Origin of the sequence: Streptosporangium sp. NPDC001559, from assembly GCF_042893955.1 — a bacterium.
In the GTDB taxonomy this organism is placed as follows: Bacteria; Actinomycetota; Actinomycetes; order Streptosporangiales; family Streptosporangiaceae; genus Streptosporangium.
Map to the genome: position 1 here is coordinate 109,959 of NZ_JBIAVG010000021.1, position 24,608 is coordinate 134,566.

General features: G+C 70.7%; 24 protein-coding genes. 12 read left to right on the forward strand and 12 right to left on the reverse strand.

All coding sequences use genetic code 11. The features are described from left to right. Window positions 1–12: 12 nt before the first annotated feature. On the reverse strand, window positions 13–1,077 hold the full coding sequence (locus ACFYY8_RS36220; protein WP_390048988.1) for a type III polyketide synthase: 1,065 nt from the start codon (window positions 1,075–1,077) through the stop codon (window positions 13–15). A gap of 113 nt (window positions 1,078–1,190) precedes the next feature. On the opposite strand from ACFYY8_RS36220, the gene ACFYY8_RS36225 reads away from it, so the two are divergent. Further along, entirely contained in the window at window positions 1,191–2,072 is an 882-nt protein-coding gene (locus ACFYY8_RS36225) for a UbiA family prenyltransferase (RefSeq protein WP_390048990.1), read from the forward strand. 83 nt (window positions 2,073–2,155) lie between these two features. Here ACFYY8_RS36225 and ACFYY8_RS36230 read toward each other — a convergent pair whose 3' ends face one another. Together ACFYY8_RS36230 and ACFYY8_RS36235 are read right to left on the reverse strand one after the other, a co-directional pair. Next, window positions 2,156–3,310, reverse strand: a complete 1,155-nt coding sequence (locus ACFYY8_RS36230) for an RtcB family protein (protein ID WP_390048992.1) — start codon at window positions 3,308–3,310, stop codon at window positions 2,156–2,158. Window positions 3,311–3,427: 117 nt separating this feature from the next. Then, window positions 3,428–3,676, reverse strand: a complete 249-nt coding sequence (locus tag ACFYY8_RS36235; protein WP_390048994.1) for a hypothetical protein — start codon at window positions 3,674–3,676, stop codon at window positions 3,428–3,430. A 649-nt stretch (window positions 3,677–4,325) separates the two neighbouring features. Here ACFYY8_RS36235 and moaA point away from each other — a divergent pair. Beyond that, window positions 4,326–5,315 carry a GTP 3',8-cyclase MoaA gene (gene moaA, locus ACFYY8_RS36240; RefSeq protein ID WP_390048996.1) on the forward strand — a complete coding sequence of 330 codons (990 nt, stop codon included), beginning with the start codon at window positions 4,326–4,328 and terminating at the stop codon, window positions 5,313–5,315. A 5-nt stretch (window positions 5,316–5,320) separates the two neighbouring features. Continuing rightward, complete coding sequence (locus ACFYY8_RS36245; RefSeq protein WP_390048998.1) at window positions 5,321–6,163, forward strand: NTP transferase domain-containing protein; 843 nt, start codon at window positions 5,321–5,323, stop codon at window positions 6,161–6,163. Between the two features lie 169 nt (window positions 6,164–6,332). On the opposite strand, the gene ACFYY8_RS36250 is transcribed toward ACFYY8_RS36245, so the two are convergent. Continuing rightward, window positions 6,333–6,608 carry a DUF3099 domain-containing protein gene (locus ACFYY8_RS36250; RefSeq protein WP_390049000.1) on the reverse strand — a complete coding sequence of 92 codons (276 nt, stop codon included), beginning with the start codon at window positions 6,606–6,608 and terminating at the stop codon, window positions 6,333–6,335. 139 nt (window positions 6,609–6,747) lie between these two features. On the opposite strand from ACFYY8_RS36250, the gene ACFYY8_RS36255 reads away from it, so the two are divergent. Further along, window positions 6,748–6,963, forward strand: a complete 216-nt coding sequence (locus ACFYY8_RS36255; protein WP_390049002.1) for a dodecin — start codon at window positions 6,748–6,750, stop codon at window positions 6,961–6,963. Window positions 6,964–7,020: 57 nt separating this feature from the next. Here ACFYY8_RS36255 and ACFYY8_RS36260 read toward each other — a convergent pair whose 3' ends face one another. Both ACFYY8_RS36260 and ACFYY8_RS36265 read right to left on the reverse strand, forming a co-directional pair. Then, window positions 7,021–8,388, reverse strand: a complete 1,368-nt coding sequence (locus ACFYY8_RS36260; RefSeq protein ID WP_390049005.1) for a metallopeptidase TldD-related protein — start codon at window positions 8,386–8,388, stop codon at window positions 7,021–7,023. 121 nt (window positions 8,389–8,509) lie between these two features. Beyond that, window positions 8,510–10,009, reverse strand: a complete 1,500-nt coding sequence (locus ACFYY8_RS36265) for a TldD/PmbA family protein (protein WP_390049007.1) — start codon at window positions 10,007–10,009, stop codon at window positions 8,510–8,512. Between the two features lie 77 nt (window positions 10,010–10,086). On the opposite strand from ACFYY8_RS36265, the gene ACFYY8_RS36270 reads away from it, so the two are divergent. Then, entirely contained in the window at window positions 10,087–10,791 is a 705-nt protein-coding gene (locus tag ACFYY8_RS36270; RefSeq protein ID WP_352013125.1) for a beta-ketoacyl-ACP reductase, read from the forward strand. Window positions 10,792–10,793: 2 nt separating this feature from the next. Next, window positions 10,794–11,555 (forward strand): enoyl-ACP reductase FabI, encoded by a 762-nt coding sequence (fabI, locus tag ACFYY8_RS36275; protein ID WP_390049012.1) that lies wholly within the window; start codon window positions 10,794–10,796, stop codon window positions 11,553–11,555. A 9-nt stretch (window positions 11,556–11,564) separates the two neighbouring features. Here the strand turns inward: fabI and ACFYY8_RS36280 are convergent, their stop codons facing one another. Then, window positions 11,565–12,785: a hypothetical protein gene (locus tag ACFYY8_RS36280; RefSeq protein ID WP_390049014.1), complete on the reverse strand. Its 1,221-nt coding sequence runs from the start codon at window positions 12,783–12,785 to the stop codon at window positions 11,565–11,567. A 180-nt stretch (window positions 12,786–12,965) separates the two neighbouring features. Further along, the gene (locus ACFYY8_RS36285) at window positions 12,966–13,910 is read right to left on the reverse strand and encodes an aldo/keto reductase (RefSeq protein ID WP_390049016.1); all 945 of its coding nucleotides are present in this window, start codon (window positions 13,908–13,910) and stop codon (window positions 12,966–12,968) included. Window positions 13,911–13,975: 65 nt separating this feature from the next. Here ACFYY8_RS36285 and ACFYY8_RS36290 point away from each other — a divergent pair, with 65 nt between their 5' ends. The 5 genes from ACFYY8_RS36290 to mshC all read left to right on the forward strand — a co-directional run bounded on the left by ACFYY8_RS36290 (window position 13,976) and on the right by mshC (window position 18,134). Next, the gene (locus ACFYY8_RS36290) at window positions 13,976–14,686 is read left to right on the forward strand and encodes a histidine phosphatase family protein (protein ID WP_390049018.1); all 711 of its coding nucleotides are present in this window, start codon (window positions 13,976–13,978) and stop codon (window positions 14,684–14,686) included. A 10-nt stretch (window positions 14,687–14,696) separates the two neighbouring features. Then, window positions 14,697–15,269, forward strand: a complete 573-nt coding sequence (locus tag ACFYY8_RS36295; protein WP_352013120.1) for a DUF3090 domain-containing protein — start codon at window positions 14,697–14,699, stop codon at window positions 15,267–15,269. Then, a complete protein-coding gene (locus ACFYY8_RS36300) occupies window positions 15,266–16,027 on the forward strand; it encodes an SCO1664 family protein (RefSeq protein ID WP_352013119.1) in 762 nt (253 codons plus the stop codon). The genes ACFYY8_RS36295 and ACFYY8_RS36300 overlap by 4 nt, the downstream gene beginning before the upstream one ends. A 74-nt stretch (window positions 16,028–16,101) precedes the next feature. After that, window positions 16,102–16,818 carry an NRDE family protein gene (locus ACFYY8_RS36305; RefSeq protein ID WP_390049021.1) on the forward strand — a complete coding sequence of 239 codons (717 nt, stop codon included), beginning with the start codon at window positions 16,102–16,104 and terminating at the stop codon, window positions 16,816–16,818. A 92-nt stretch (window positions 16,819–16,910) separates the two neighbouring features. Next, window positions 16,911–18,134: a cysteine--1-D-myo-inosityl 2-amino-2-deoxy-alpha-D-glucopyranoside ligase gene (mshC, locus tag ACFYY8_RS36310; protein ID WP_390049023.1), complete on the forward strand. Its 1,224-nt coding sequence runs from the start codon at window positions 16,911–16,913 to the stop codon at window positions 18,132–18,134. Window positions 18,135–18,235: 101 nt separating this feature from the next. Here mshC and ACFYY8_RS36315 read toward each other — a convergent pair whose 3' ends face one another. The 4 genes from ACFYY8_RS36315 to ACFYY8_RS36330 form a co-directional block, all read right to left on the reverse strand. Beyond that, window positions 18,236–18,439 (reverse strand): cold-shock protein, encoded by a 204-nt coding sequence (locus ACFYY8_RS36315; protein ID WP_390049025.1) that lies wholly within the window; start codon window positions 18,437–18,439, stop codon window positions 18,236–18,238. Window positions 18,440–18,650: 211 nt separating this feature from the next. Beyond that, window positions 18,651–19,127, reverse strand: a complete 477-nt coding sequence (gene def, locus ACFYY8_RS36320; RefSeq protein ID WP_390049027.1) for a peptide deformylase — start codon at window positions 19,125–19,127, stop codon at window positions 18,651–18,653. Between the two features lie 127 nt (window positions 19,128–19,254). Then, window positions 19,255–19,905, reverse strand: a complete 651-nt coding sequence (locus tag ACFYY8_RS36325; RefSeq protein ID WP_390049029.1) for a hypothetical protein — start codon at window positions 19,903–19,905, stop codon at window positions 19,255–19,257. Window positions 19,906–20,096: 191 nt separating this feature from the next. Next, on the reverse strand, window positions 20,097–20,951 hold the full coding sequence (locus ACFYY8_RS36330) for a PAC2 family protein (protein WP_352013113.1): 855 nt from the start codon (window positions 20,949–20,951) through the stop codon (window positions 20,097–20,099). Window positions 20,952–21,142: 191 nt separating this feature from the next. Between ACFYY8_RS36330 and metH the strand changes: the two genes are divergently transcribed. Further along, a complete protein-coding gene (metH, locus tag ACFYY8_RS36335) occupies window positions 21,143–24,607 on the forward strand; it encodes a methionine synthase (RefSeq protein ID WP_390049031.1) in 3,465 nt (1,154 codons plus the stop codon). Window position 24,608 lies beyond the last annotated feature (1 nt).

Consider the following 24,608-nt stretch of genomic DNA (forward strand, 5'->3'; position numbering starts at 1 on the left):
TCCCCCCACGGGTCACCAGCGCAACAGGACGAGTTCGGAGCAGAAGCCGGGGCCCATCGCGATGAGCAACCCCGGAGTCCCCGCCGGAGGGGGGCGCAGCGCGAGGGTGTCCCGCAGCACGTGCAGCACCGAGGAGGAGGACAGGTTGCCGACCGAGGCCAGCGAGCGCCAGGTGAGTTCGAGCGCCTCCTGCGGCAGTCCGAGCGTCTCGGCGACGGCGTCGAGCACCTTCGGGCCGCCCGGGTGGCACACCCAGGCCGTGATGTCGTCCCTGGTCAGCCCGTGGTCGGCGAGGAAGCCGTCCACGTCGTCGGCCAGGTAGGTCCGCACCACGTCGGGGACGCCGGCGTCGAGAACCACCTGGAACCCGGTGTCGCCGACCTCCCAGCCCATGACGTGCTCCGAGTCGGGATACAGGTGGCCACGGGTCGCCACGACCGTGGGCCCCCCTCCCGGCAGGGCGGCGGCCCGTTCGGCGCCGCAGGCGACCACGGCCGCCGCGCCGTCGCCGAACAACGCGCCCGCGACCAGGTTGGCGACCGAGGAGTCGCCGCGCTGCAGGGTCAGCGAGCACAGCTCGACCGAGAGCAGCACCGCCACGTGCCCGGGCCAGCCGCGCAGGTAGTCGTGCAGCCGGGCGATCCCCGCCGCCCCCGCCACACAGCCGAGCCCGAAGATCGGCACCCGTTTGACGTCGGGACGCAACCCCAACCGGCCCGCCAGCCTGGCGTCGACCGAGGGCGCGGCCAGGCCGGTCACCGAGGTGAACATGATCATGTCCACGTCCCCCGGGGTGAGCCCCGCGGCGTCGAGCGCGGCGCCGACCGCCTCCGCGCCCAGTTCCACGGCGCACTCGACGAAGGCGTCGTTGGCCGCCCCGAACCCGTCGAGCTTGGCGTAGCGGTGCAGGGGCAGCGCCAGGTGGCGGAAGCCGACCCTGGCACTCGCGTGCAGCCGGTCGAGCACCCGCCGGTCGGCGCCCTCGGGCAGGCACATCCGCGCGATGGCGTCGGTGATCTCGGCCTGGGGGTGGCGGTTCGGCGGAAGCGCGCCGCGGACGGCGGCGATTCGCGTCATGAAAGGGTCACTCCCGGGCCTCGTGGGAAAGGGGGATGCGGACATCTGGCTTCTGCCCGTCCGTGTCCGTGGCAAGCCTGCTTCCCGCCGCGGGTGTGCCTACCATCGACTCTGTGACGAGCCGGTGGGCGGGGCGGGTGCGGACGGCCAGCGGGCCGGTGGTCGGGTTCACGACGGTCGTCGCGCTGGCGCGCGCCTGCCATCCCGGGCCGACGGCGGCCGTCACCGTCCTGGTGGGCGCGCTGGCCCTGACCTGCGGGCACGACGCGCTCGGATGCGCCCTGGTGGCCGCCGCCGTGCTGACCGGCCAGCTGTCGATCGGCTGGTGCAACGACGCGGCGGACGCGGCCAGGGACACCGCCGCGGGCCGTACGGGAAAGCCGGTCGCCGAGGGCCTGCTCGCCGCGCGCACGGTGTGGGCCGCGGCGTGGACGGCCCTGGCGCTCTGCGTGCCGCTCTCCCTGGCCTTCGGCCCCGTCGCGGGGGGCGTCCACCTCACAGGCGTCGCCGCGGCCTGGGCGTACGACCTGGGGCTCAAGGCGACGGTGTTCTCGTGGCTGCCGTACGCGGTCGGGTTCGGCTCCCTGCCGCCGTTCGTGACGCTGGGGCTGCCCGGCGCGCCGTGGCCCGCGTGGTGGGCGGTCCTCGCCGCGGCCCTGCTGGGCTGCGGGGCGCACCTGGCGAACGTGCTGCCCGACATCGAGGACGACCTGGCGACCGGGGTCAGGGGCTGGCCGCAGCGGCTCGGTGCCGCGCGGGTGCGCGCGCTTGTCCCCGTCCCCCTGCTGCTGGCGACCGTGACGCTGGTCCTGGGGCCGCCGGGGGCGCCCGGGCCCGGGGAATGGGCCGCGCTCGCCGTCGCTGTGGCGCTCGCCTGTGCCGGGCCGCTGGCGGCGAACCGGTCGCCGAAGGCCCCCTTCGCAGGAGCCGTGGCCGTCGCGGCGCTCGACGTCCTGCTCCTGCTCGCCACGACCACCACGATCACCGTGTCCTGAACCGCGTCCCGCCGGAGGCAACCGCGCATACTGCGATCTTGCAGAAGAACGGCGGGCGGGGCAAGATCCCGCCCGCCGTACGATCAGCCCTTGTAGTTGAAGATCTGGCGCAGGGTGTGCCGGACCTCGACGAGGTCCTTCTGGTCGGCCATGACCTGGTCGATGGGCTTGTACGCCTCAGGGTGCTCGTCGACCAGCGAGGCGGCCCTGTCGGAGTTCCACGTACGGCCCCGCATCGCCTGGGTGAGCGAGTCGGCCGAGAGCTCCCGCTTGGCCTTCGTCCGTGACATCCGGCGTCCCGCCCCGTGCGAGCAGGAGGTGTAGGACTCCGGGTTCCCCAGGCCGCGGACGATGTACGAACGGGTGCCCATCGAGCCCGGGATCACGCCCTCGTCGCCGGTGTCGGCCTTGATGGCGCCCTTACGGGTGATCCACAGGGACTTCCCGTAGTGGGTCTCCCGCTGGGTGAAGTTGTGGTGGCAGTTGATCGTGCGGACCCGCTGCCCGCCGCCGACGATCCGGAACAGGGCGTTGACCAGCACCCGGTCCATCCGGGCCCGCGAGGCCATCGCGTAGCGCTGGGACCACAGCATGTCCTCGATGTAGGCGGTGAACTCCGGGGTGTCCTGGACGAGGTAGGCCAGGTCCGGGTCCTCAAGGCCGACGGCCTGCTTCCTCATCATCCGCTTGGCGCCCGTGATGTGCATCGTGGCCAGCTGGTTGCCGATGCCGCGCGACCCCGAGTGGAGCACCGTCCAGACCCGGTCGCGCTCGTCGAGGCAGACCTCGACGAAGTGGTTGCCCGAGCCGAGGGTGCCGAACTGCTCGGCGACCTTCTTCTCCTGCCTGGGGTTCAGGTCCGTGTACGGCAGGCCGAGGTCGTCGAGCGCCCGGTCGATGGACGGGTCGCTGTGCCCCTTGCCGACCCCGGCCGGGATGCGGCGCTCGACCATCGGCATCAGCGCGGCGAGGGTGTCCGGCAGGTCGGCGGCGGTGAGAGTCGTCTCGGTCGCCACCATGCCGCAGCCGATGTCCACTCCGACGGCGGCGGGAATGATGGCGTTCTCGGTGGGGATGACCGAGCCGACCGTCGCCCCGATGCCGACGTGCGCGTCTGGCATGAGAGCGACGTGGCCGGAGACGAACGGCAGGCGGGCGGTGCGTGCGGCCTGCGTGATCGCGCCTTCGTCGATCTCGCTGGCCCACGACAGCAGGTTCGGTGCGGGCTGGTTCGGCATCGTGTGAATCTCCTTGGACCGGCTGTCGATCAGTGTGACGAGCCCAGAAAGGAAATCCCACTTATTTTACCGTTCGCCGGATTCACCCGCCGGGACGCGGAGCCCGGGACCGGCGGCTCACGCGGGGGAGCCGGGCTCCGGCTCCGGGCCGCGCTCCTCCTGGGGAACGGCCCGGCGCCTCGAACGTTCCAGGCGGGACCTCCGGTTCCGCTCCGCGCGCAGGTCGGCTCGCAACGTTCCCCGGAAGAGCAGGGCGACGGCCAGCAGGATCATCCCGGAGCCGACGAGGAAGGGGACGGCGGGGATCGCGTCCTCCCCGGACTCCTCCGGCTTCTCGGACGGCTTTCGCAGCCCGGTCGCGTCCACGCCGGCCGCCCGGAACGCGGCATGCGGAAACGGGTGAAGAAATCTCTCCGGAATCGGCCCGGCCAAAAACCCGGAAGGCGGCTCCGGGAATTTCTCTATAAATCCGATTCCGTTACCTTCCAGTGGCGTTCGGCGGCCGGGGAATGTGGCGTTCCCGACAGTTCTTGCGGGGGCGACGGCCGGGCCGGACGGAGGGCCGGTCACGCCCTGAAGCAGGCAGGGGGCGGCTATGAGCAGGGGGGTCGCGAGGATCAGCGCGCTCAGGCGGTTGTCCGCTACCGGTCTCACGTGGGTCCGGCTCCTTTCGCGATCCCGGGGTCGTCGCTACGGATTATCGGCGCGATTCCCGGGATCTCCCCGGTGTGGAGGGGCCTTGGCATCAAAGCGTTATGTGATAATTAGACATATATCCATGAATCGCCTGAATTTTTCTGTGATTCATGGAGGCGCTTGTGGCCTGCATGACGCTCCGGAAGCCCGATCGCGCAGGTGAGAGCGCTCCCAAGGGCCGGACATGTCCTCCTATGGAGGAATCAACCCTCCGGTGGTGATGTTGTCGCCAGGAGGAGACCCGTGGGAGGTCCCGGCGGGTACCGGCCATAAGCTGGGCCCCCTGCCGGTGCGGACGGATGTGAGGAGGTGACGCCCCGTGCTGCGAGACTCGTTCGGCCGGGTGGCGACTGATCTGCGGGTGTCCCTCACGGACCGCTGCAACCTGCGCTGCTCCTACTGCATGCCCCCCGAAGGGCTGGAGTGGCTGCCCAAACCCGAGCTGCTGACCGCCGACGAGATCGTCAGGCTGGTGACCGTCGCCGTGGAACGGCTGGGCGTCACTGAGGTCCGCTACACCGGCGGTGAGCCGCTGCTGCGCCGCGAACTGGTCGACATCGTGGCCCGCACCTCGGCCCTGCGCCCCGCGCCCCAGGTCTCCCTGACCACGAACGGCATCGGCCTGGCCAGGCTGGCCGTCCCCCTGGCCGAGGCGGGCCTGAGCCGGGTCAACGTCTCCCTCGACACCCTCGACCGGGAGACGTTCAGGAGACTCGCCCACCGCGACCGGCTGCCCGACGTGCTCGACGGCCTGGCCGCCGCCGACGCCGCGGGACTGCGCCCGGTGAAGATCAACTCCGTGCTGATGCGCGGCGTCAACGACCACGAGGCCGCCTCGCTGCTGCGCCACTGCCTGGAACGGGGCTACGAGCTGCGCTTCATCGAGCAGATGCCGCTGGACGCCCAGCACGGCTGGCGCAGGGAGGACATGATCACGGCCGAGGAGATCCTCGCGAGACTGCGGGAGAGCTTCGACCTGACCGAAGCCGACCCGGGGGAGCGCGGCAGCGCCCCGGCCGAACTCTTCCTGGTCGGCGGCGGGCCGGCCAGGGTCGGCGTGATCGGTTCGGTCACCCGCCCGTTCTGCGGCTCCTGCGACAGGGTACGGCTCACCGCCGACGGCCAGGTCCGCAACTGCCTGTTCGCCACGGACGAGTCCGACCTGCGTGCGGCGATGCGTGCGGGCGCGGACGACGAGGAGCTGGCCGAGCGCTGGCTGGCCGCGGTGCGCGTCAAGAAGGCAGGGCACGGCATCGACGACCCGTCCTTCCTGCAACCGTCCCGCCCGATGTCCGCCATCGGCGGATGAGCGGGATGAGCGTCCGTCACGACGCCTGCATCCTGGCGGGCGGCATGGCGAGAAGGCTCGGTGGACAGGACAAACCGGGCCTCCACGTCGGCGGACGCCCACTGGTCGAGCGGGTCGCGGCGGCCGTACCGGACGCGGGGCGGCTGATCGTCGTCGGTTCCCCCCGTCCCGGCCTGCCCGGGGCCGTCTTCCTGCGCGAGTGCCCGCCGGGCGCGGGGCCCGTCCCCGCGCTGCGGGCGGGGATGACCGCTGTGACCGCGCCCTGGGTCGCGCTGCTCGCCGCCGATCTGCCGTTCCTGACGGCCGGGCACGTCTCGGCGCTGTTCGCCGCCGCCGAGGGGGCCGCGGGGGCGGTGCTCCTCGACGAGGAGGACAGACAGCAGTGGCTCGCCGGAGTCTGGCGTACGGCGGAGCTCACCCGGGCACTGGACGGCTACGAGGGGCGGTCGCTGTACGGACTGCTCGGCCCGCTCGGGCCCGTCGGGCTCCGCCTTCCCGGGAAACCGTGGTTCGATTGCGACACACCGGATGATCTGCTGCGTGCCGGAGGCGGTGAGCCGGGCGCGGCGGAGAACGCCGACAAGGCCGTCGACGAGGAGCGAGCGATGAACGTGCTGGAGGAGTGGACCGAACTGGTCTGCCGGGAACTGGGCGTCGACCCGGCGCGGGTCGACAGGGACGCGGTGCTCGACCTGACGAAGGAGGTCGCCCACGGGGTGGCACGCCCGGCCGCCCCGCTGACGGCTTATCTGCTGGGCCTGGCCCAGGGAGCGGGAACCGCGGGCGACGACACGCTCAAACGGCTGATCGAACTCGCTCAGGAATGGGAGAGAAAGACCGGAGACTGAGATTCCGGAGAAAAGGGCGACGCCGGGTGGTTACGGGGGCAAACCACCCGGCGTCGCTTCATCGGCGTTCCGACGGGGGCCCGGAACGCCGGCACCAGTGCCCCGACGGGGGACCAGGGCACTTGCTTAAAGCGTACACCTCCAACCCCTGAGATGCGTCAAGAGTTAGTCACGACCCGATCTCGCGTCGGTGGCGTGGGATCTCGTTCTGGCTGTCATCCGTAATGCCGAAGCCAGTTTCCGCCTCGCGACGTGGTGCGTTGGCCCCGATCACGGCAACATACGGTAAAAAGATCGCACCGGCGAAGAGCAGCAGTCTCACGGGCAGCGGGGCGGGCACCGTGAAGGCGAGGATGAGGCAGAGCAGCCGGATCCCCATCTTGATGAGGTAGTTCCTCTCACGCCTGCCGATGTCCTCGCTCAGGGAGGGCTGCGCGTCGGTCACCTGGTGGACCTGTCGGCGTCTGTGCCATTTCCTCACATCTCCAACCTAGACCTCGCCTCCGGCGGGCGGGAAAGCGCGTGCGACCCTGGCCTCCAGGGGCCTACGGGGGTCTCCGGGGCCTTCGGGCAAGGAGGACACGATGACGGATCGTACGTACCGGGTGACCGAGATCGTGGGCACGTCGGGGGAGAGCATCGAGGCGGCCGTGCGCAACGGTGTCCGGAGGGCCTCGCAGACCCTGCGTCACCTCGACTGGTTCGAGGTGACCGAGGTCAGGGGGCACATCGTGGACGGTGAGATCGGGCACTTCCAGGTCGGCCTGAAGGTGGGCTTCCGCCTGGAGGACGACGCCTGAGGCCGCGCGGCGCCCGGGGCCGTCCGTGGGGGACGGCCCGCGGGCGCCGCGGAGGGCTCAGCTGGCCTGGCTGACCGTCGACATGTTGAAGTCGGGGACCCGCACCGCGGGCATGACGGCGCGGGTGAAGTAGTCGCTCCACTCACGGGGCAGCGTCCGCTCGGCGGCGCCGACCTCGGTGAGGCGGCCGAGCAGGCCGACCGGGCTCTCGTTGAAGCGGAAGTTGTTCACCTCACCCACGACCTCACCGTTCTCGATCAGGTAGACGCCGTCGCGGGTCAGGCCGGTCAGCAGCAGGCTCTGCGGGTCGACCTCGCGGATGTACCACAGACACGTCAGCAGCAGGCCCCGGTCGGTCGAGGCCACCATCTCGTCGAGCGAACGGCCGTCCCCGGGACCCGTCATGATCAGGTTGTCCGTCGCCGGGGTGACGGGCAGACCGGTCAGCTCCGCCGAGTGCCTGGTCTGCAGCAGGTTCGCCAGCCTGCCGTCGGAGATCCAGTCGGTCGGCGCCAGCGGCAGTCCGTTGTCGAAGACCGAACTCTGCCTGTTCGAGGAGTGCGCCACCACGAAGGGGGCGGACTCGACGCCGGGCGCCGCGGGGTCGCTGCCCAGACGGACGGGCAGCGGGCAGAGCGTGTCCCCGACACGGGTGCCGCCACCGGGCCTGGAGAAGACCGTGCGGCCCTCCATCGCGTCCCTGGCCCCGGCCGTCCAGTACAGGTAGATCATCAGATCGGCGACGGCCGACGGCGGAAGCAGCGTCTCGTAGCGGCCCGCGGGCAGGTCGATCCGCCTTCTGGCCCATTCGAGACGTGTGGCCAGTGAGGCGTCGAGCGCAGCCACGTCGACGTCGGAGAAGTCCGGGGTCGCCACACCCGCCCAGGCCGAGCGCCGCATGTCCGGCGACTTGGCGTTCAGCTCCAGGCGCCCCGTCGGCTGTGTGTGGCGGAGCCTGGTGCCCGCCGAGGTGCCGACGAAGGTGGTGGTGACGAGGTGCTCGGCGAAGCCGTACAGCCTGCGCCCGCCCGACTCGGCGGCGGCGAACGTCTCGCCGAGCGCCGGGGCGAACGCGCCGAAGACCCCGATGGAGGTCGGCTCGGCCGCCTCCTGCCAGTCGGCCGACTGGGCGCCCTCGGCCAGTGGCCTGGCGTCCTCGGACGGCCTGGCGTCCTCGGCCGCGTGGTCGGCCGCCGCGACGATGTCGGCGAGCTGCTCGGGGCGGGCCGCCGCCCGCGAGACCACGCCGACCCCCCGTCCCGCGACCGAGATCACGGTGAGCTGCGACGAGCGGGTCACGCCGTTGGTCGTGAGCGTGTTGCCCGCGAACCGCAGGTTGGCGCTTGAGGTCTCGTCCACGATCACGACGGTCTCGTCGGCCGTGGACAACTCCAGTGCCCTCTCGATGATTTCCTGGGGACTCATCCCACTCCTTGCCCGGTGGTCCGCAGGGGCGTCCCCCGGCGTGCGGTGTTCGTCGGTTGCCCGCTCGTGGGCGTGCTCTCCAGGCCCGGGCCAGGGAGGGCGCACCCGTCTCCCCACCGGCTCACGTGCCACTCTCCCGCAGGGTATTCAGGACACGCACATCCCGGAAGAGCGCCGTGGGGCAGCCGTGGCTGACCGGGGCCACCTGGCCGGGCTGGCCCTTGCCACAGTTGAACGCGCCGCCGAGCACGTAGGTCTGCGGTCCGCCGACGGCCGCCATCGACCGCCAGAAGTCGGTGGTCGTCGCCTGGTAGGCGACGTCGCGGACCTGGCCGGCGAGCCTGCCGTTCTCGATCCGGTAGAACCGTTGCGCCGTGAACTGGAAATTATATCGTTGCATGTCGATCGACCAGCTTTTGTCACCGACCACGTAGATGCCGCGTTCGACCCCGGAGATGAGCTCCTCGGTCGAGGGGCCCTCGGGGGCGGGCAGCAGCGAGACGTTGGCCATGCGCTGGATCGGGGGGTGGCCGGGGGAGTCGGCGAACGCGCAGCCGTTTGAGGCGCCGAGCCCCTTCAGCAGCGCCATCCTGCGGTCGAGCTGGAAGCCGGTCAGGACGCCGTCCGAGACGATGTCGAACCGCCTGGCCGCCACGCCCTCGTCGTCGTACCCGATCGTGGCCAGGCCGTGCTCGGCGGTGCGGTCACCGACGACGTTCATCGCCCGCGAGCCGTACACCAGGGTGCCGAGCTGGTCGAAGGTGGCGAAACTGGTCCCGGCGTAGGCCGCCTCGTAGCCCAGGGCCCGGTCGAGCTCGGTGGCGTGCCCGACCGACTCGTGGATCGTCAGCCACAGGTTCGACGGGTCGATCACCAGGTCGTAGCGCCCGGCCTCGACGGAGGGGGCGGCGAGCTTCTCCGCGAGGTGCTCGGGGATGCGGGCCAGCTCGCCGGGGAAGTCCCAGCCGGTGCCGGTGAGGTACTCGTAGCCGCGCCCGACCGGAGGGGCGAGCGTGCGCATCGACTCGAACCTGCCGTCCTGGGTCCGTGTCGCCTCGAGCTGGGGGTGCACACGCACCCGCTGCTGCGTGATCGAGGCGCCCGCCGTGTCGGCGTAGAACTTCTGCTCCTTGACCTGCATCAGCGAGGCCTGTACGTGATCGACCCGCGGGTCTCGCAGCAGCCCCTCCGACCAGGCCGCCAGCAGGGCGACCTTGTCGCGCATCGGCACCTCGAACGGGTCGACGTCGTAGGAGGAGACCCAGGTGACCTCCGAGTGGACCGGCTCGGGGGCCAGCTCGACCGGCTCGCGGTTGACCGGCGCGCAGACCACGGCCACCTCGACCGCCTGCTCCGCGACCCGCGCGGCCGCCTCCGCGGTGAGCTCGACACCGGCCGCGAACCCCCAGGTGCCGTTCTTGACGACCCGTACGGCGTAGCCGAGGTCGTCGGCGTCGGAGGACCCCTCGGGCAGCGCGTCGGACAGGTTGAGCGTCTCCGCGCGGACGCGCTCGAACCGGAAGTCGGCATGCTCGGCGCCGAGGTCGCGGGCGCGCTGCAGGGCCGCGTCCGCCAGTCGCCTCATCGGCAGGGCGAGGAAATCGGGATCGATCTGGCGCATGTCAACGATCCTAACCCTGTGATCTTGTCCCTCACGGACAAGAGGTTTACCGCCGGGTAGCCGCTAGCGTCGTGTGCATGGCTCGATCTGTTCTCGTAACCGGCGGCAATCGCGGCATAGGCCTCGCGATCGCCCGCGAATTCGCCAGGGCCGGTGACTCCGTCGCCGTGACCTACCGCTCAGGGCAGCCCCCGGAGGGTCTGTTCGGCGTGCGCTGCGATGTGACCAGCATGGCCGACGTCGACGCGGCGTTCGGGAAGATCGAGGCCGAGCACGGCCCGGTCGAGGTGCTCGTCGCGAACGCGGGCATCACCAAGGACACGTTGCTGCCGACGATGAAGGAGGAGACCTTCACCGACGTCATCGACGCCAACCTGACCGGCGCCTACCGGGTCGCCAAGCGGGCCACGCGCGGCATGCTCAGGCTCAAGCGCGGCAGGATCGTGCTCATCTCCTCGGTGGTCGCCATGCTCGGCTCGGCCGGGCAGAGCAACTACGCCGCCTCGAAGGCCGGGCTGATCGGCTTCGCCAGGTCGGTGGCCAGAGAACTGGGCTCGCGCGGCATCACGGTCAACGTGGTCTCGCCCGGGTTCGTCGAGACCGACATGACGGCCGAGCTCGAAGAGGCCTACCAGGAGCAGATCCGTAAGAACATCCCGCTGGGACGCTACGCGAGCACCGAGGAGATCGCGCGCGTGGTCGGGTTCCTGGCGAGCGAGGACGCCGCCTACATCACCGGGGCCGTGATCCCCGTGGACGGCGGCCTGGGAATGGGGCACTGACAATGGGAATTCTCGAAGGCAAGCGCATTCTGGTCACCGGTGTCCTGACCGAGGCCTCCATCGCGTTCTCCGTCGCCAAGCTGGCCCAGCTGGAGGGCGCGCAGGTCGTGCTGACCGGCTTCGGCAGGCTCAGCCTGGTCGAGCGCATCGCCAAGCGGCTGCCCGAGAAGCCGCCGGTGATCGAGCTGGACGTGCAGAACACCGAGCACCTCGACTCGCTGGCCGACCGGGTCGGCGAGCACCTCGACGGTCTCGACGGCGTGGTGCACTCCATCGGCTTCGCCCCGCAGAGCTGCCTCGGCGGAAACTTCCTGAACACCTCGTGGGAGGACGTGGCCACTGCGGTGCACGTCTCGACCTACTCGTTCAAGTCGCTCGCCGTGGCCTGCCTGCCGCTGATGAAGGAGGGGGGCGCGGTCGTCGGGCTCGACTTCGACGCCAGCAAGGCGTGGCCGGTCTACGACTGGATGGGCGTGGCCAAGGCCGGGCTTGAGTCCTGCTCCCGCTATCTGGCCCGTGACCTGGGCAAGCACAACATCCGGGTCAACCTGGTGGCCGCGGGGCCGCTGCGCACGATGGCCGCCAAGAGCATCCCGGGCTTCGCCGAGTTCGAGGACAGCTGGCCGGAGAAGGCACCGCTCGGCTGGGACCTGCGCGACACCGTGCCCGCGGCCAAGGCCTGCCTGGCGCTGATCTCCGACTGGTTCCCCGCGACGACCGGGGAGATCGTGCACGTCGACGGCGGCGTGCACGCGATCGGCTGACCCGGCGGCTCAGGCCGTCCTGTGCCGCTTCATCCGCAGCGGCTCAAGCGGGATGGACTTCTCGCCGATCCGCCTGACGTACAGCAGGCGGACGGCGAGGATCGCGGCGAGCAGCAGCACGGCGGTGAACGCCGTGCCCAGCGGGTCCGGTGTCCTGGTCGGCGTGACGGCCCGCTGGAACGTGCGCATGACCGGGCCCGCGGGCCACAGCAGCTCCAGCCGGGGCGCCTCGGCGTCGACCGTGGGCGGCGGGGTCTCGGAGCCGGTGACCTCTCCACGCCTGCCGTCGCGCTCGTCGCCCCCGTCGGTCTCCGCCACGTGCCTGCGGGTCTGCGGAGGACGCGCCTGCTCACTCGGCGGCCGCCGCGTGGTCTCGTCCGCGGGTACGGTTCCGCCGTCGTGGGAGGGCAGAGGGCTCGGGGAGGCGTGCGGGGACGGTGTCGTCTTGTGGGCCGGGCTCGCCGAGGTGCCCGCGCATCCGGGGGAGTCGGACAGCGGGGAGCAGGCGCCGCCCGGGTTCTGGGACGCCGGGACGTCGTTGTCCGCCGGATCCTGGATGTCGGGGACGTCCTGGACGTCCGCGGTGTCCTCGCCCCAGGGGGTCATGAGGACCTCGGGGACCGTGTCGGGAAGGACGGACGGCTGGGGCTGGTCCAGAACGCTCTCCGCGTCCAGCACGTCGGCCCCGCTCTGCGCCTTTCCGATTTTATCGCCTTTTTTAGCGTTATCGTCTTTCTTGCTTTTTTCGGCTTTTTCGGTATGCGGTGGAGTTTCCGTGCTCTGTCCGTAGCCGTAGCCGTGGCCCTCCCCGCCGGGAGAGGGGCCGCCGGCCGGTCCGCTCGCGGGGCCGCTCGTGGCATCACTCATGGCGCTGTTCATGGCTCCGCCCGGAGTGGCGCTCACGGTGTCGTCCGGCGGGCCCCCCGCCGTGTCGCTCACGGTGGTGTCCGCGGTGGAGTTCACGGTGTCGTCCACGACGACGACGCCGCCGAGCGGGGCGCCGCTCACAGCGTCGTTCACGGTGTCGTTCACAGTGTGATTCGCGGTGTCACTCACGGTGTCGCCCAGGACGCCGACCGCCTCGCACAGGCCGCCGGTCACCCCGCCGAGAAGTCCGCCGCCCTCACAGTCACCCGCCTGGGTGACGGCGCTCACGGGGGCGGGTGCGACGGCGAGCAGTACGCCGCCGAGTGTCAGCGCTAAGGCGCCGACGGAGATCGCGGTTCGCAATTGTCCCCCTTGTGCATCGGTGACGGAACGTCGCTGACACCTGAGTGCCCCTCCTGTCACCATTGACAGTTTTGTGGGGAGGCCAGGGTTTTCCACGTAAAGTTGCCATTCGGTATCGAGTAGTGATACGCGAGATGGATTCTCGTTCTGTTCGGGCTCGCTTTCCTCGTTTCGAGTTCCTCAGTCCGCCGAGACGTCGTCAAGGGCCTCTCTGATCTCCACCGGCAGGACGAGGTCCTCCGACTGGAGCACTCCGGTCAGCTGGGCACAGGTCCTGGCGCCGACGATCGCCGCCGTGACCCCCGGCTGGTCACGTACCCAGGACAGGGCGACCGACAGTGGCGAGACCCCCAGCCCCTCGGCCGCGGTCGTCACCGACTCCACGACCCGCCGGCACCTCTCGTCCAGGTACGGCGTGACGAAGTCGGCGAAGTGCGGGGTCGCGGCCCGGGAGTCGGCGGGGATGCCGGTGCGGTACTTGCCGGTGAGGACCCCCCTGCCCAGGGGCGACCAGGCCAGCACCCCCGCGCCGACGTGCTCGGCCGCCGGGACCAGCTCGCGCTCGGCCTCCCGCGTCAGCAGTGAGTACTCGACCTGGGCCGCGACGATCGGCGTCCGCCCGGGGACCGCCCGCTGGCTGACGGCCGCCGCCGCGAGCTGCCAGCCCGTGTAGTCGCAGACACCCGCGTAGGCCGCCCTGCCTGAGGACACGATGGCGTCCACCGCGGCCAGGGTCTCCTCAAGCGGCACCTCCTGGTCGAAGGCGTGCAGCTGCCACAGGTCGACCTCGTTGACCCCGAGGCGACCGAGGGAGGCGTCGATGGCCGAGATCAGGTGCCTTCTTGAGGCGTCGCGCGGCCTGTGCCCGGCCGGGGTGAGCACGGCCTTGGTCGAGATCACCAGCTCGGAACGGGGCACCGAGTCCCGCATCATCCGCCCGAGCAGCCGCTCCGCCTCGCCGCCCGAGTAGACGTCCGCGGTGTCGATGAGGGTGCCGCCGGCTTCGGCGAACGTCCGGAGCTGCGCCGCGGCCTCCTCCGCGCCGGTGTCGCGTCCCCATGTCATCGTCCCGAGTCCGAGGCGGGACACCGACAGGCCGCTCCGGCCCACATAGCGCTGCTCCATGATCCGGCCAGGGTACCGCCCGGCCGGTTAAAAGTAGTGGAGCGAGGCCTGCAAGACTTGCCCGCGTGACGACCCTGTTGCTGGCCAGACACGGCCTGACCCACCTCACCGGTCCCGTGCTGGCGGGCTGGACGCCAGGACTCCACCTCAGCGACGCGGGCCGGGCCCAGGCCGAGGCGCTGGCCGTACGGCTGGGCCCGCTGGAGCTGGACGCGATCGTCTCCAGCCCGCTGGAACGCTGCCAGGAGACGGCCGGAGCCGTGGCGGCCGGGCGGGAGACGGAGGTGGTGACCGACGAGCGGTTCGGGGAGTGCCGCTACGGAGACTGGACCGGCCGCCCGATCGCCGAGCTGGCCAAGGAACCCCTGTGGCGGGTCGTGCAGACCCATCCGAGCGCCGTGACCTTCCCCGGCGGGGAGTCGCTGGCCGCCGTACAGCACCGGGCGGTGAGCGCCGTCAGGGAGTGGAACGAGCGGCTCGGCCCGAAGGGGGTCTATCTCGTCTGCAGCCACGGAGACGTGATCAAGGCCATCGTGGCGGACGCGATGGGCCTGCACCTTGACCAGTTCCAGCGGATAACCGCCGACCCCGCCTCACTCACCGCGATCCGCTACACCCCCCTGCGCCCCTTCGTGCTCAGGCTCAACGACCTGGGTGGAGAGGTCGCCGGACTGCGCCCGCCAGAGGAAACCCAGGACGGAGCGGGGGAGAAGGACGGGGGACAAAACCTCACCGAGAGCGACGCCGCGGTCGGCGGCGGCGCCGGGACCACGTAAGGTCAGGGCTATGCCGGTCTTCGACTACGACCCACCTGAGAGATTCGTGGCCGGTGCCGTGGGGCAACCGGGATCGCGAGCGTTCTTCCTGCAGGCCCGTGGGCAGGGCCGGCTGACCACGGTCGGACTGGAGAAGTTCCAGGTCGCCGCGCTGGCCGACCGGCTGGACGAGCTGCTCGACGAGGTGCTGCGGCGCGGAGGGGCCCAGGTGCCCGCCGCCGCCCCCGCCGCGCTGACGGACAACGACCCGCTCGACGTGCCCATCAGCGAGGACTTCAGGGTGGGCGCCATGGCCCTGGCCTGGGACGCGGAGACCGCCCAGGTGGTCATCGAGGCGCAGGAGGCCGTCGCGGAGGACGAGGAGGACTTCGAGCCCTCCCCGCTGTCGGAGCCCGCGGTGCTGCGCGTGCACATCAGTCCCGCCGCCGCCAGGGCCTTCACCAGGCGTGCCATGGCCCTGGTCGCCGCAGGGCGCCCACCGTGTCCGTTGTGCGGCCAGCCTCTCGATGCGGATGGGCATATTTGCGTGCGCCTCAACGGTTACCGGGGTAGGAGCGCTTCACAGGCAGAAGGAGGCGAATGAGTGCCGAGGGCGAGTTCACGCTGAGCGCGGCTCCCATGGCGGGACTGGACGACGAGACCGCTCTGCGTCTGCTCCGCGACGGGCACCTGGAGGTCGAGGGCCGTCTGGTCGAGGCGAGCAACATGACGCTCTACTGTTCGGTCCGGCTCGGCGGCCTGTCCGCCGCCTGCGTGTACAAGCCGGTGCGTGGAGAACGCCCGCTGTGGGACTTTCCCGACGGCACCCTCGCCGCCCGCGAGGTGGCGGCCTTCGAGGTCTCCGCGGCCACCGGCTGGCGGATCGTCCCGCCGACGGTCTACCGTGACGGCCCGTTCGGCCCGGGAATGTGCCAGATGTGGATCGACGCCGACCCCGACGCCGACCTGATGGTCCTCATCCGCAGCCGCCAGCCCTCCCTGCGGCGGATGGCGGTCTTCGACGCCGTCGTCAACAACGCCGACCGCAAGGGCGGCCACCTGCTGCCGCTGCCCGGGGGGCACGTCCACGGCGTCGACCACGGGGTCTGCTTCGCCACGGAGAACAAGCTGCGCACCGTGCTGTGGCAGTGGCGCGGCAAGCCGCTGTCCCGTGAGGCCGTGAACGTCCTGGCCCGCCTCGAACGCGACCTGGAACAGGGAGGTCTCGGCCGCCGCCTGCGCGAGCTGCTGACCCCCGCCGAGGTCCAGGCGACGGGCGAACGGGTTCGCAGGCTCCTCGACACCGGCCTGCACCCCCTGCCCTCCCAGGACTGGCCCGCCATTCCCTGGCCCCCGATCTGAGGACCTTGATCTGAGGTCCCGATCTGAGGGGCCCGGTCCGACCCGTCCGGCGGCGGGGGCGTAGCCTGCCGGGCATGTGCACGGTTGTGGTCAGCGTCGATCCCGGCGCCGACGTTCCCCTGATCATGGTCGGAGTGCGCGACGAGTTCGTCGACCGGCCGTGGTCGCCCCCGGGGCCGCACTGGCCGGGCCTGTTCGGCGGCCGCGACCTGCTCGCGGGCGGGACCTGGCTCGCCGTACATCCGGAGGAGGGCAGGATCGCCGCGCTGGTCAACGGGCAGGGCGTGCCCGCCCCGCAGGAGGGCAGGGTCTCACGTGGGGGGCTGCCGCTGACGGCCGCGGCCGAGGGCGGTCTCACGGGCCTCGACCCCGCCGGCTACGACCCCTTCCACCTGGTCCTGGCCGACCGGGCCGGAGTCCGCCTGTGGCACTGGGACGGGACCGGGCTGTGGGACGAGGAGCTCCCCGGGGGAACGCACATGATCGTCAACAGCGGCTGGGAGCGCGGCGAGGAGAACGAGCGGGTCGCCTTCTTCCGCCCGCTGTTCGCCAAGGCCACCAGGCCGGACACCCTCGGCGGCCCCTGGCGGGAGTGGCGGGAGGCCGCCACCGGTGCGGGCCTGGCCAGGGACGATCCCCGGGCCATGATCGTCAGGCGTGAGCTGCCCGACGGGCGCGTCTTCGGCTCGCTGTCGGTCTCCCTGCTCGGGCTGTCCGCCGAGGGCGTCCGCTACGACTTCACCGGCGATCCGCGGGACCCGGCGGCCTTCCGTCGCGTCCTGCCGGAATGATCCACGGGGTCGCCGAGGTTGAGAAAGTGCCCCTGTACCACCCACCGTCCCTGCCTGACCGGGACGGTCTGTCTGCTGGATAGGCTCATCACATGAGATCGTGGTCTGCGCCGAAGGTCCCTCGGCTTCCCGGTGCCGGTGTCCCGTTGCGGTTGTTCGACACCGCCTCCGGGGAGACCGGCCCCACCAGGCCGGGCCCGACGGCGCGGATGTACGTCTGCGGCATCACGCCGTACGACGCGACCCACCTCGGGCACGCCAACACCTACCTCGCCTTCGACCTGGTCAACCGCGCCTGGCGGGACGCCGGTCACGAGGTCCACTACACCCAGAACGCCACCGACGTCGACGACCCCCTGCTTGAGCGGGCGGAGCTGACCGGCGTCGACTGGCGTGAGCTGGCCGAGCGTGAGATCGAGCTCTTCAGGACCGACATGGAGGCGCTGCGCATCCTCCCGCCGCGCGAGTACGTCGGGGTGACCGAGGTCGTCGACCAGGTCGCCGAGCTGATCGAGCGCCTGCGCGACAAGGGCGCGACCTACGAGCTCGACGGCGACGTCTACTTCGACGTCGCGGCGGCGCCCAAGTTCGGCGCCGTCTCCGGATATCCGGAGGAGCTGATGCTCACCCTGTCCCGCGAGCGCGGCGGCGACCCGGACAGGGCGGGCAAGAAGCACCCGCTCGACTGGCTGCTGTGGCGCGCCGAGCGTCCCGGTGAGCCGTCCTGGTCCTCACGCTTCGGCAGGGGCAGGCCGGGCTGGCACATCGAGTGCACCGCCATCGCGCTGGCCAACCTGGGCAGCGGGTTCGACGTCGCGGGCGGCGGCTCCGACCTGATCTTCCCGCACCACGAGTGCGGCGCCCACGAAGGTCACGTGGCCTGTGGGGAGTGGCCCTTCGCCAAGGCGTACGTCCACGCGGGAATGGTCGCCCTCGACGGCGAGAAGATGTCCAAGTCCAAGGGCAACCTGGTCTTCGTCTCCAAGCTCCGCCGGCAGGCCGACCCGATGGCCATCCGGCTGGCGCTGCTGGCCCACCACTACCGCGCCGACTGGGAGTGGACCCCCGACCAGCTGGCCTCCGCGGAGGTACGGCTGGCCCGCTGGCGCTCGGCGACCGGGCTGCAGACCGGCCCCGAGGCGCGTGACCTGCTCGAAGAGGTCAGGGCCAGGGTCGCCGACGACCTGGACGCCCCGGGGGCGCTGGCACTGATCGACGGCTGGGCGGAGCGGGCGCTGGCGGACGGCGGCACCGACCCGCAGGCGCCCGGGCTCGTCAAGGACATCACCGACGCGTTGCTCGGCGTCGAACTCTGAGAACGCGTGGGCCCGTGCCGCGGGAGAGCGGCACGGGCCCGAGGCCGGGACGCGCTACCGGAAGGGAATCCGGTGCTCCGGCGGGAGACCTGAGGTCAGGGTCAGAGGATCCGGACCTGCTCGGCCTGCAGGCCCTTCTGGCCCTGCGTGATGACGAAGCTGACCCGCTGGTTCTCCTCCAGGGAGCGGTAGCCCCCGGAGTCGATGGCCGAGTAGTGCACGAAAACGTCGGCGCTGCCGTCATCCGGCGCGATGAATCCGAAACCCTTTTCGGCGTTGAACCACTTGACGGTGCCTTCGGACAAAACCCACTTCTCCTCGTCGGGAGCCTCACCGGACCGCCAAGCCGGCGGTTCGGGGCTGCGTTGCGGGCCTCGCCTGCACCCACGAAAACCATCGGGAGAAACCGGAAAGCCCGCCGTCGGCGGACCTCATTGAGCACTTGAGATGATAAGGCTTGCTGAGAACTACGACTGCAACCGGGCGACTTTATCAGAATGGTTACCGTCTGACAAGTCACGAGTTGGCGGCGAAGAACCGTTCCCGCTCCTCCTCGGGGAGCCGGTCGACGAACAGGACGCCGTCGAGGTGGTCGGCCTCGTGCTGCAGGACCCGGGCGAGGGTCCCCAGGGCGCGGACGGTCACGGGCTTGCCGAACATGTCGCGGCCCCGGGCCGTGACCATGTAGGAGCGTTCCAGCGGCCACCAGAGGCCGGGCGCGGACAGGCACGCCTCGTCGGCCACGATCCTGCGCTCTGACGCCTCGACGCGCGGATTGACCAGATGCCCGGATCTGCCGTCGAGCTCGTAGACGAGGACCCGCAGCGAGACGCCGATCTGCGGGGCGGCCAGACCGGCTCGGCCCGAGCCCGCGCGCAACGTCGCCTGGAGCGACTTGACCAGGCCTCGCAGCTCGCGGTCGAAGTCGGTCACCGGTTCGGCCGCGGTCCTGAGCACCGGGTCTGTGAACAGTCTGATCGGCTGGACGGTCACGCGCACTCCCCGGGTCGGCGGGCGGACAGGCACACGATTCCCATTGTCGCCTCCGGCCAACCCCCGTGGGGGCCGCTTGGCGGTATGGGCGAAGGGGCGCACCGGCCTTCCCGGCCGGTGCGCGGGCTCACTCCGGCGGGGCGCCGCCGGCGGGGTCCTCGCCGGGGGCGCGCTCCAGGCGCAGCTCGCGGATGATCTCCTCGGCGCTGTCGTCCCGCGACGGCAGGAAGCCGGTGCCGACGAACATCTCGTAGTAGGCGTGGCGGAAACACCCGGCCAGCAGCAGCCGGGCGCTGGCCAGCGGGTCCGCGTCCGCCGAGATCCGGCCTATCCGCTGCTCGGCCGCGAGGTACTCGGCAAGGGGGACGACCTCGGACATGGGGCCCATCTCGCTGTCACGCATCGCCTCACGGAAGCGGACGGTGACCGAGGGGGAGGTGAAGGCGGGCAGCGCCGCGGCCTGGACCTCCAGGTAATAGTCGATGCCCGCCCTCGCGATGGGCAGCAGGTTGTCGTTCACCCGCCCTTTTCCGACGAGATACATGAGGTCGTCGAGAATGCGCACCCAGACCGGAAGCCGGTCCTGCAGCAGGGCGAGGAACATGTCGACCGCCTGCCCAGGGGTCGTGCCCCGCACATGAGGGTAGGAGGGGACGTTCTCACCGTCCTCACGTTTCATGATCACGGCCATCTCGAGGACACGGCGTCGCGCCTCCTGTGCCTTCTGGTGCGGATCGAGCTGTGGAGTGGCCATGATCGCCCTAACGTGCGCTGTCACGTGGACAATGTTCGGCGCGGTGACGGGCCCGTTCACCGGTGTTTACAGAACGGTGTTTCTCCTGGTCGTCCAAACGTCGTGAACCGGTTTTCCAACCCGGTGCGACCCGAAGGAAGACCCGGATGGTCACCGATTATCACTCTAAATCAGTGGAGAAAGGAGTAAACGATTATAACTATGTCGCGGGCGTCTCAGCCATCGCCGTCGCGATCTCTGCGCCGGAGATAGCGTTCGAACTCCGCGGCGATGGCGTCGCCGCTCGCCTCGGGCAGCTCGGCGGCGTCCTTGCGCTCCTCGAGCTCCTTGACGTAGTCGGCCACCTCGCTGTCCTGCGAGGCCAGCTCGTCCACCCCGTGCTCCCAGGCCCGCGACTCCTCCGCCAGGGCGCCCATCGGCATCGGGATGTCGAGAAGGTCCTCCATCCGGCTGAGCAGCGCCATGGTGGCCTTGGGGTTGGGCGGCTGCGCCACGTAGTGCGGCACCGAGGCCCACAGTGAGACCGCGTGCACCCCGGCGGTGCCGAGCGCGTGCTGGAGCACGCCGACGATGCCGGTCGGCCCCTCGTAGCGGTTCAGTTCCAGGTTGATCGCCCTGGCCAGCCCCTCGTCGGTCGCCGAGCCGACGATCGGCACGGGCCGGGTGTGGGGGGAGTCGTTGAGGAGCGCACCGAGCAGTACGGCCAGCTCGACGCCCAGCTCGCGGCAGATCACGACGATCTCCTCGCAGAACGAGCGCCAGCGCATGTTCGGCTCGATGCCGCGCACCAGCACCACGTCGCGGTCGGCGCCGGGAGGACGGGCGAAGGACAGCTTGGTCGTCGGCCACGTGATGGACCTGGTCAGGCCCTCACCCATCTCCACGATGGGGCGCGTCACCTGGAAGTCGTAGTACTCCTCCGGATCGAAGGAGACCAGCGGGGTGGCCTTCCACTCCTCCTCAAGGTGTGCGATCACTCCGCTCGAAGCCTCGCCCGCGTCGTTCCACCCCTCGAACGCGGCGATGAGCACCGGGTCGACGAGCTCGGGTAGACCTTCGAGTTCGATCACGCGCGGCCTCCTCCTGGTTTCCTCGCCGTACTGTCTATCCCGCTAAGCCTATGCTGTGAGGGGGCCTTTACGTCACCTTCCCAGGGGTGCGCATGATCGGGACGGGCACGGCACGTTCGCCCCGTCCTGCCCGCCGCAGGTGCCGTACGGCGGGGCGATGACGGTCGCAGGGGCCCCAGTAGTCTTGTCCCATGACGAGCACCCCGTCTTTCCGTGAGGCTCTGGCCGAGCGGGTGATGGTCGCCGACGGGGCCATGGGGACGATGCTCCAGGCCCACGAGATCACCCTCGACGACTTCGAGGGGCACGAGGGCTGCAACGAGGTCCTCAACGTCACCCGCCCCGACATCGTCCGCGCCGTGCACGACGCCTACTTCGAGGTCGGCGTCGACTGCGTCGAGACCAACACCTTCGGCGCCAACCTGGCCGCGCTGGGCGAGTACGACATCCCGGAACGCGTCTTCGAGTACTCGGAGGCCGGGGCCAGGGTCGCCAGGCAGGCCGCGGACCACTGGTCGGCGCCCGGCCGTCCCCGATACGTGCTCGGATCCATCGGGCCCGGCACCAAGCTGCCCACCCTGGGGCACCGGCCGTACGGTGTGCTGCGCGACGCCTACTACGACAACGCGGCCGGTCTGATCTCCGGCGGGGCCGACGCCCTCATCATCGAGACCTGCCAGGACCTGCTCCAGGTCAAGGCGGCCGTCGTCGGGGCGAAGCGGGCCGTGGCCGACGCGGGCGGGGACGTGCCGATCATCGCCCAGGTGACGATCGAGACCAACGGCGCGATGCTGCTCGGCTCCGAGATCGGCGCCGCGCTCACGGCCGTCGAGCCCCTCGGCGTCGACGTCATCGGGCTCAACTGCGCCACCGGCCCGGCCGAGATGAGCGAGCACCTGCGCCATCTGGCCAACCACGCGCGGGTGCGCCTGTCCTGCATGCCGAACGCGGGCCTGCCCGTGCTGACCTCGGACGGCGCCTACTATCCGCTCTCCCCGGAGGAGCTGGCCTCCGCCCACGAGACCTTCGTCCGCGACTACGGCCTGTCCCTGGTCGGCGGCTGCTGCGGCACCACGCCGGAGCACCTGCGCCAGGTGGTCGAGCGGGTACGCGGCCACGAGGTGCCCGCCCGCCGTCCCCGTCCAGAGCCGGGCGCCTCCTCGCTCTACCAGAGCGTCCCCTTCCGCCAGGAGACCTCCTACCTGGCCATCGGCGAGCGCACCAACGCCAACGGCTCCAAGGCCTTCCGCGAGGCGATGCTCGCGGGCGACTGGGAGGAGTGCGTCGAGATCGCCAGGGCGCAGGCCCGCGACGGCGCCCACATGCTGGACCTGTGCGTCGACTACGTCGGCCGTGACGGCGCCGGCGACATGCGGGAGCTGGCCTTCCGGCTGGCCACGGCCTCGACCCTGCCGATCGTGCTCGACTCGACGGAGCCCGCCGTGATCGAGGCGGGACTGGAGATGCTCGGCGGGCGCGTGATCGTCAACTCGGTCAACTACGAGGACGGCGACGGCCCGGACTCGCGCTTCCACAGGATCATGCGGCTGGTCCGCGAGCACGGCGCCGCGGTGACCGTCATGACCATCGACGAGCAGGGCCAGGCCCGCACCGCGGCCGACAAGGTCAGGATCGCCTCCAGGATCATCGACGACCTGCGCCGCGACTGGGGGATGCGGATCGAGGACATCGTCGTCGACACCCTCACCTTCCCCATCGCGACCGGCCAGGAGGAGACCAGGCGCGACGGCGCCGAGACCATCGAGGCGATCAAGGAGCTCAAGCGGCTGCATCCCGGCGTGCAGACCGTGCTCGGCCTGTCCAACATCTCCTTCGGCCTCAACCCGGCCGCGCGGGTGGTCCTCAACAGCGTCTTCCTCAACGAGTGCGTCAACGCGGGCCTCGACTCGGCCATCGCGCACGCCTCCAAGATCCTGCCGATGTCACGCATCCCCGACGAGCAGCGCCAGGTCGCCCTGGACATGGTCTACGACAGGCGCAGGGAGGGCTACGACCCGCTGCAGCGGTTCATGGAGCTGTTCGAGGGGGTGGACGCCGCCTCGGTCAAGGCCGACAGGGCCGCCGAGCTGCTCGCCCTGCCGCTGTGGGAGCGGCTCAAGCGCCGCATCGTCGACGGCGAGCGCAAGGGGCTCGAAACCGACCTCGACGAGGCCCTGACCCTGCGCCCCGCCCTGGAGATCGTCAACGACGTGCTGCTCGACGGCATGAGGACCGTCGGCGAGCTGTTCGGCTCCGGCCAGATGCAACTGCCGTTCGTGCTCCAGTCGGCCGAGGTGATGAAGACCTCCGTCGCCTATCTCGAACCCCACATGGAGCGGGTCGAGGGCGAGAGCAAGGGCCGCATCGTGCTGGCCACCGTCAAGGGCGACGTGCACGACATCGGCAAGAACCTGGTCGACATCATCCTGTCCAACAACGGCTACGAGGTCGTCAACCTCGGCATCAAACAGCCGGTCTCGGTGATCCTCGAGGCGGCCGAGGACAAGGGCGCCGACGTGATCGGCATGTCCGGCCTGCTGGTCAAGTCCACGGTCGTCATGAAGGAGAACCTGGAGGAGATGAACTCCAGGGGCATCGCCGGGCGCTATCCCGTGCTGCTCGGCGGCGCCGCGCTCACCCGCGCCTACGTCGAGCAGGACCTCGCCGAGCTCTTCCAGGGTGAGGTCCGTTACGCCCGCGACGCCTTCGAGGGGCTGCGCCTGATGGACGCCTTCATGGCGGTCAAGCGCGGTGAGGAGGGCGCCAGGCTGCCCGAGCTGCGCGAACGGCGGGTCAGGACCGGGGCGAGACTGGTCAGGACGCCGGAGGAGGAGCTGCCCGCCCGCTCGGACGTGGCCGCGGACAATCCCGTGCCGAGGGCGCCCTTCCACGGTGAGCGCGTCGTCAAGGGCATCCCGCTCGCCGACTACGCCGCCTTCCTCGACGAGCGCGCGACCTTCATGGGCCAGTGGGGCCTGAAGGCCGCGCGGGGCGGGGACGGCCCCTCCTACGAGGAACTGGTCGAGACCGAGGGCAGGCCCCGCCTGCGCATGTGGCTGGAGCGGATGCAGACCGAGGGCCTGCTCGAGGCGGCCGTCGCCTACGGCTACTTCCCCTGTGTCAGCGAGGGGGACGCGCTGATCGTCCTGGACGAGGCGGGCGGGGAGCGCACCAGGTTCACCTTCCCGCGCCAGCGCCGTGACCGGCACCTGTGCCTGTCGGACTTCTTCAGGTCCAGGGAGTCCGGTGAGACGGACGTGGTCGCCCTCCAGATCGTCACCATGGGCGGCCGGATCTCCGAGGCGACGGCCGAGCTGTTCGCCAAGGACGCCTACCGCGACTACCTGGAGCTGCACGGCCTGTCGGTGCAGCTCACCGAGGCGCTGGCCGAGTACTGGCACGCCCGGGTCCGCGCGGAGCTCGGCATCGGCGGCGACGAGTCGCTCGAGGACATGCTGAAGGTCAACATCACCGGGTGCCGTTACTCCTTCGGCTACCCCGCCTGTCCCAATCTGGAGGACCAGGTCCAGCTGACCCAGCTGATCGACCCGGCCAGGATCGGGGTGAGCCTGTCGGAGGAGTTCCAGCTCCATCCGGAGCAGTCGACGTCCGCGCTGGTCGTCCACCACCCTGAGGCCAAGTACTTCAACGTCTGAC

Bases quoted from the DNA above. Each gene is read 5' to 3' on its own strand.
- ACFYY8_RS36220 (WP_390048988.1), bottom strand. From the start codon at position 1,077: ATGACGCGAATCGCCGCCGTCCGCGGCGCGCTTCCGCCGAACCGCCAC.
- ACFYY8_RS36230 (WP_390048992.1), bottom strand. From the start codon at position 3,310: ATGCCGAACCAGCCCGCACCGAACCTGCTGTCGTGGGCCAGCGAGATC.
- ACFYY8_RS36245 (WP_390048998.1), top strand. From the start codon at position 5,321: ATGAGCGTCCGTCACGACGCCTGCATCCTGGCGGGCGGCATGGCGAGA.
- ACFYY8_RS36255 (WP_390049002.1), top strand. From the start codon at position 6,748: ATGACGGATCGTACGTACCGGGTGACCGAGATCGTGGGCACGTCGGGG.
- ACFYY8_RS36260 (WP_390049005.1), bottom strand. From the start codon at position 8,388: ATGAGTCCCCAGGAAATCATCGAGAGGGCACTGGAGTTGTCCACGGCC.
- ACFYY8_RS36265 (WP_390049007.1), bottom strand. From the start codon at position 10,009: ATGCGCCAGATCGATCCCGATTTCCTCGCCCTGCCGATGAGGCGACTG.
- ACFYY8_RS36270 (WP_352013125.1), top strand. From the start codon at position 10,087: ATGGCTCGATCTGTTCTCGTAACCGGCGGCAATCGCGGCATAGGCCTC.
- fabI (WP_390049012.1), top strand. From the start codon at position 10,794: ATGGGAATTCTCGAAGGCAAGCGCATTCTGGTCACCGGTGTCCTGACC.
- ACFYY8_RS36285 (WP_390049016.1), bottom strand. From the start codon at position 13,910: ATGGAGCAGCGCTATGTGGGCCGGAGCGGCCTGTCGGTGTCCCGCCTC.
- ACFYY8_RS36295 (WP_352013120.1), top strand. From the start codon at position 14,697: ATGCCGGTCTTCGACTACGACCCACCTGAGAGATTCGTGGCCGGTGCC.
- ACFYY8_RS36300 (WP_352013119.1), top strand. From the start codon at position 15,266: ATGAGTGCCGAGGGCGAGTTCACGCTGAGCGCGGCTCCCATGGCGGGA.
- ACFYY8_RS36305 (WP_390049021.1), top strand. From the start codon at position 16,102: ATGTGCACGGTTGTGGTCAGCGTCGATCCCGGCGCCGACGTTCCCCTG.
- mshC (WP_390049023.1), top strand. From the start codon at position 16,911: ATGAGATCGTGGTCTGCGCCGAAGGTCCCTCGGCTTCCCGGTGCCGGT.
- metH (WP_390049031.1), top strand. From the start codon at position 21,143: ATGACGAGCACCCCGTCTTTCCGTGAGGCTCTGGCCGAGCGGGTGATG.